The sequence below is a fragment of the Tersicoccus phoenicis genome (assembly GCF_001968835.1).
GTDB classification, from domain to species: Bacteria; Actinomycetota; Actinomycetes; order Actinomycetales; family Micrococcaceae; genus Tersicoccus; species Tersicoccus phoenicis.
Window position 1 is genome coordinate 1 of sequence record NZ_MRDE01000070.1, and the last position, 2500, is coordinate 2500.

At 64.8% G+C, this 2500-nt stretch carries 2 protein-coding genes; both read right to left on the reverse strand.

The genetic code is table 11. The features are described 5' to 3' along the window. The coding region (locus BKD30_RS11125; protein ID WP_235861647.1) for a DDE-type integrase/transposase/recombinase at positions 1 to 706 on the reverse strand (706 nt) is incomplete at its 3' end. A gap of 470 nt (positions 707 to 1176) precedes the next feature. Continuing rightward, complete coding sequence (locus tag BKD30_RS11130; RefSeq protein ID WP_143588174.1) at positions 1177 to 1947, reverse strand: hypothetical protein; 771 nt, start codon at positions 1945 to 1947, stop codon at positions 1177 to 1179. Positions 1948 to 2500 lie beyond the last annotated feature (553 nt).

The following is a 2500-nucleotide window of genomic DNA, read 5'->3' on the forward strand; positions in this document are numbered from 1 at the left end:
AGGACTCCACCCCGCCCTTGGACGCCGGATCCGCAGGCTGGCACGTCAGCACCGTGAGACCGTAGTGGCGGGCGAAGTCCACCGTCTGCTGGTTCCGCACCGGGACCCCGGCAACGTGGGAGACCGTGACGGTCTTCTCGTTATCCGTCAGTACATAGGTCGGGGCGCCCCCGATGAGCCGGAACGTCCGGTCCAACGCTGCGAACACGCTCGGTGCCGTCCGGTCCCGCAACGGGACAACGATCCGGAACCTCGACCACGCCAGCCACGCGACGAACAACACGGTTTTCCTGGCCTCGATGACGGGCCCGTCGCCGAAGTCGTACTGCAGCCACATGCCCGGCTCGGTCACCCACGGCCGGTGCACCCGGACCCGGCCAAGCCGGTACGCGGCCCGCACCTGAGCGACCGCCCGCCGCGTGGACCGGTCCGAACCCTGGTAACCGAGCGCGATCAACTTCTCGTGGGCCTTGTCGGCCCGGATCTTGCCCTTGGACGCCTCGACCCATTCCTCGATCTTCGGCAGGAACGGGTCCGTGACCCGCCCCCGGTAGGCCGGCTCGGCCATCGGCTTGCCCGCGTCGCGGGCAGCGACATGCCGGGCGACCGTGTGATGAGAGCAACCCGTGAGCTCGGCTGCAGCGCGCAACGACCCGGTCAGATCGTGGGCAGCAAGTATTTCCATGATTTCTCCATCAGACTTCATTCAGGGGCCTCTTCCGGGTGACCTTGATGCGACTCGACACCGTCATCAAACCCCAGGAAGAGGCTCCCCCCGCTCAAGCGGTCGGGGGTTCACAAACAAGCAGTGGGCAGATCTCATGGCCACCAACAGGCAGTTCTCCTGGCCATCAGTGGGCACTTCCGTGGCCGCCTACGGGCAGTCTGACATGGCCGCTAACAGACCTTCTCGTCTACCCGGAGACCGTGAGGCTGGCACGCCTGCTCTCGCGCCCATCGTTCCTCGATGCCGTGCTCGGAGATGCGCCCCCGGCATGGAAGCGCGCCACGGTCGAGCGCGAGGTGCGAGCGGTCCTGCCTGATGCCCAAGACGCCGAGAACTGGCGAGCGGTCGCCCGAGTCTGGGACCTCGTGCGCGGGCTACATGACGTGGTGCGCGACGCTCGCGTACTGGGCGTGGCTCCGGAGGATCGGTGGAACCTCATACGGCTGTGGTCAGGCTTTGCGGAGTTTCAGGGCGTTGAAGTCAGTCGGGTCGACCAACTGATGTAGAAAGCGGCGGCGCAGCGCCCCCTCGGCCTCGGGATCGTCATAGCGCGTCACCTTCCACTGGGTCCGCTCCTCATTAACGGGCACGACGCTCTCCACCATCCAGACGCCGAGCACGAACCCACCCGGTAGGACTCCTCGCCCAGTCCTTCCTTCAGCCATGAGCACTAGCGGCAGCGGACCGCCCTCGCGGAGCCGATTGCCGATGGCTCTGGGGGCAGAGTGACCGTCCACTACCGCGACAGCCTCCATGAAGAGCGCCTCGGGGTCAACGAGGGGCAACTCGGCCACTGGTGTCGGACCCTTGTGTGTTCGCAAGATCGCACCGCCCTCTGGAAGTGGGACGAGGCGGGCGGTTTCGACGGTTTGGGCAAGGCTGCCGGGCCAGCGGATGCTCTTCAGCCTTTCGTTCAAGGGCGAAGGGTGGAGGGTCGCGCAGAGCGCGCCGACCGTCCTTGCCAAGGATGCCGTCTCGGCGTTCACCCAGTTCTGCTCCGGCACAACCTCCACGAGGACGCGAACGCCTTCCTGATTGAGCCTCGCTAGCCGCATACGGGCTGCGGTTTCCTCCTCCGGAATGGACTCGGGTTCGGCGGCTTCGCGGAGGTCCACGGGCTCGGGCAGTTCGCTGCGCAGACCGACGTAGAAGATCGTCCCCAAGGGGTGGTTGGTCGGCTTCGTGCTCGGGTCGATGAGCAGGTAGATGCGCCACGGCACGGCCTGGCGGCTGGTAGGGCGAGGGGGCATGGGTTGGGTGGCCGGCCTTCCGGGTGCTGCTGTTGGTCTCTCTGGGGCCGAGTCTAGGGCCGAGACGATCGCCCACCCGCGAGTGCCCGAGGACTGCACTGCGGTAAAGGAGCCGCCGCGACACGCCCACGAGTTGTGAAAATCTTCCGCAGTGTCATTCGACTATTCAGATCAACACATCTTGCTGAAGTGCTCTTGTGGTTAGTCGAAGTCATTGATAGAGAAGGCGACTCTGAAAAGAATCGCTCCCGCGTCCTGTTTACCGTGGACCTGTTCAGTCCCTCGGAATAGGAGCAGATGATGGGCACTCGACAGACCCAAATCGTCAATGACACCCGCCCCCGGCGCAGTGTTCCCCTGACCACGCAGCAATGGTGTTGACGACGCGTGAATACTGACCCCTGTGCGTCGGATGAATTTTGACCCTCGGCGTGTGAACCCTTGGAGGGTGATAGCAGTGGAAGATTGGGCCGAGATCCGTCGTCTGCATCGAGCGGAGGGCATGCCGATCAAGGAGATCGTG